This is a genomic window from Actinoplanes aureus (genome assembly GCF_015704865.1).
Taxonomy (GTDB): Bacteria; Actinomycetota; Actinomycetes; order Mycobacteriales; family Micromonosporaceae; genus Actinoplanes; species Actinoplanes aureus.
Genome location: NZ_JADQTO010000081.1, coordinates 1 through 2,279, shown reverse-complemented (window position 1 = coordinate 2,279; position 2,279 = coordinate 1). Strand labels below are relative to the sequence as shown.

Sequence of the window (2,279 nt, the reverse complement as noted above, 5' to 3'; positions counted from 1 at the left end):
GAGGGCCCCCAGTTCGCGCTTTCCGCGAACAGGGGGCCCCAGAACCTCGTAGCGGGGACAGGATTTGAACCTGCGACCTCTGGGTTATGAGCCCAGCGAGCTACCGAGCTGCTCCACCCCGCGTCGGTAGGTAAAGCTTAGCTCGTGGCTCGCCGGGCGGTTGCACCGCCCCCTCTGTCAGGCTCGGCGGGGCTGTGACCTGCGGAGAAGCAGGGGTACGAGGTTGAGCACGAGCCCTGCCACGGCCACCACGGTGACCAGTCCGACGCCCGGCCGGAACGGAGCGAAGCCGCCCGCGGTGGTGGCGGTGGCCACCAGTGCGGTGACGACGGCGAGCACGAGTGCGGTGCCAACCTGGCCGGAGGATTGCACGAGGCCGGAGGCGAGGCCCTGTTCGGAGTCGTCGATGCCGTCGGTGGCCTGCGCCATGATCGAGCTGAAGCCGAACGCGAAGCCGCCGCCGAGCAGGAGCATGGCCGGGAGGATGGTGAGCAGATATCCGGGCCGGTTGCCGGCGGTGGCGAGGAACCAGACGTAGCCGGCGCTGAGCGACACCATGGCGGTGACGATCAGCGGTGCCGTGCCCCACCGGTCGATGAGGCGGCCCATGAACGGCGAGCTGAACGCGACCAGCAGGCCGGCGGGCAGCAGCGCCAGCGCCATCCGGAGCGGTTCCCAGTGCAGGACGTCCTGCAGGTACAGGGTCATCATGAACTGGAAGCTGACGTACGAGCCCATCAGGCTGATCATGCTCACGTTGGCGCGGACGATCGAGCCGACCCGGAAGATGCCGAGGCGGACCAGTGGGTGGCGTACCCGGTTCTCGGCGACGACGAAGCCGATCAGCAGGACGACCGCGAGCACGGCGATGCCGATCGTCACCGGGTCGAGGAGGCCGCGTTCGGGTGCGGTGACGACGGCGTACACGGCGAGGAGCATGCCCGCGGTGAGTGTGGTCGCGCCGATCAGGTCGTGGCCGCCGTCGGCGGCCGGGCGGTCGCGCGGGATGAGCGCGTAGCCGGCGGCGAGCGCGGCGAGGGCGAGCGGTACGGGCACCAGGAAGGTCCACCGCCAGCCGAGGCTGGTGAGCATGCCGCCGAGGATGAGGCCGGACGAGTATCCGCTGGCACCGAAGACCGTGAAGATCGAGAGCGCCCGGTTGCGGGCCGGGCCTTCGGCGAATGTCGTGGTGAGGATGCTCATCGCGGTCGGCGCGGTGAAGGCCGCCGCCAGGCCCTTGATGAACCGGGTGGCGATGAGCAGCGCACCGTCGTCCACAAGCCCGCCGATCAGCGAGGCCACGGTGAAGACGGCGAGCGCGATGAGGAACACCCGGCGCCGACCGAAGAGGTCCGCGGTGCGCCCGCCCAGCAGCAACAGACCGCCGTAGCCAAGAACATAACCGTTGACGATCCACTGGAGCCCGGCCGTAGACAGCCCGAGTTCAGCGCCGATCGATGGCAGCGCCACGCCGACCATCGAGACGTCCAGACCATCGAGAAAGAGCACGGCGCACAACACCGCAAGCACGCCCCACAGCCGCAATGTCCAGCGTTGCTCCCCGACGGCGCCCGCACTGGGCTTCACAGAGCCGGAACCGGTAAGCGATTCGGTGATAGTCACGCCGCGACGTTAGATGCACGCGCATCTAATGTCCACGCATAAGATGCACACACAATTTTCCCACGTGCATATGACCGCGCCACTGGATAAGATGCCCCCCATGGAGCCCGAAGCAGCCCTCACAGATCGGTGGCGTTCGCTGCTGACCTGCTACAACGAGGTCGCGTCCCACCTAGAACGGGCACTCCACGAAAACCACGGCCTCACGCTGAGTGAATACGAGACGCTAGACCGTCTCACCACCCAAGACTGTGACAAGCGCCGCATGCAAGATCTGGCCGACACCATGTACCTGAGCCAGAGCGCCCTGTCCCGCACCGTAACCCGCCTGGTGAACGCCGGCCTGGTCGAACGCACCCACTGCGACCGAGACCGCCGAGGCATCTTCGTCCAACTGACAGAGGAAGGCCTAACCCGCCATACCCAGGCCCGCCCCACCCACCTACAGGTCCTGGCAAAACACCTAGCCACCTGACAGGCAGAGCTCGAGGACGTGCGGGCTAGCGCAAGCGACCCCACCCACCGCAACCACCGCGACGCGGGATCCCGGGCTCGGCCCCGGGGACCTGACGGATGCGCAAGCGACCCCACCCACCGCACCCACCGCAACGCGGGATCCCGGGCTCGGCCCCGGGGACCTGACGGATGCGCAAGCG

2 protein-coding genes and 1 tRNA gene are annotated in these 2,279 nt (G+C 68.0%); 1 reads left to right on the top strand and 2 read right to left on the bottom strand.

Annotated features, from left to right (window positions below):
* Positions 1–49 precede the first annotated feature (49 nt).
* Positions 50–123 (bottom strand) — tRNA-Met (locus tag I4J89_RS48970).
* A gap of 54 nt (positions 124–177) precedes the next feature.
* A complete protein-coding gene (locus I4J89_RS48965) occupies positions 178–1,623 on the bottom strand; it encodes an MFS transporter (protein WP_309238813.1) in 1,446 nt (481 codons plus the stop codon).
* A 100-nt stretch (positions 1,624–1,723) separates the two neighbouring features.
* Between I4J89_RS48965 and I4J89_RS48960 the strand changes: the two genes are divergently transcribed.
* Complete coding sequence (locus I4J89_RS48960) at positions 1,724–2,098, top strand: MarR family winged helix-turn-helix transcriptional regulator (protein ID WP_196421085.1); 375 nt, start codon at positions 1,724–1,726, stop codon at positions 2,096–2,098.
* The last annotated feature ends 181 nt before the right edge of the window (positions 2,099–2,279 follow it).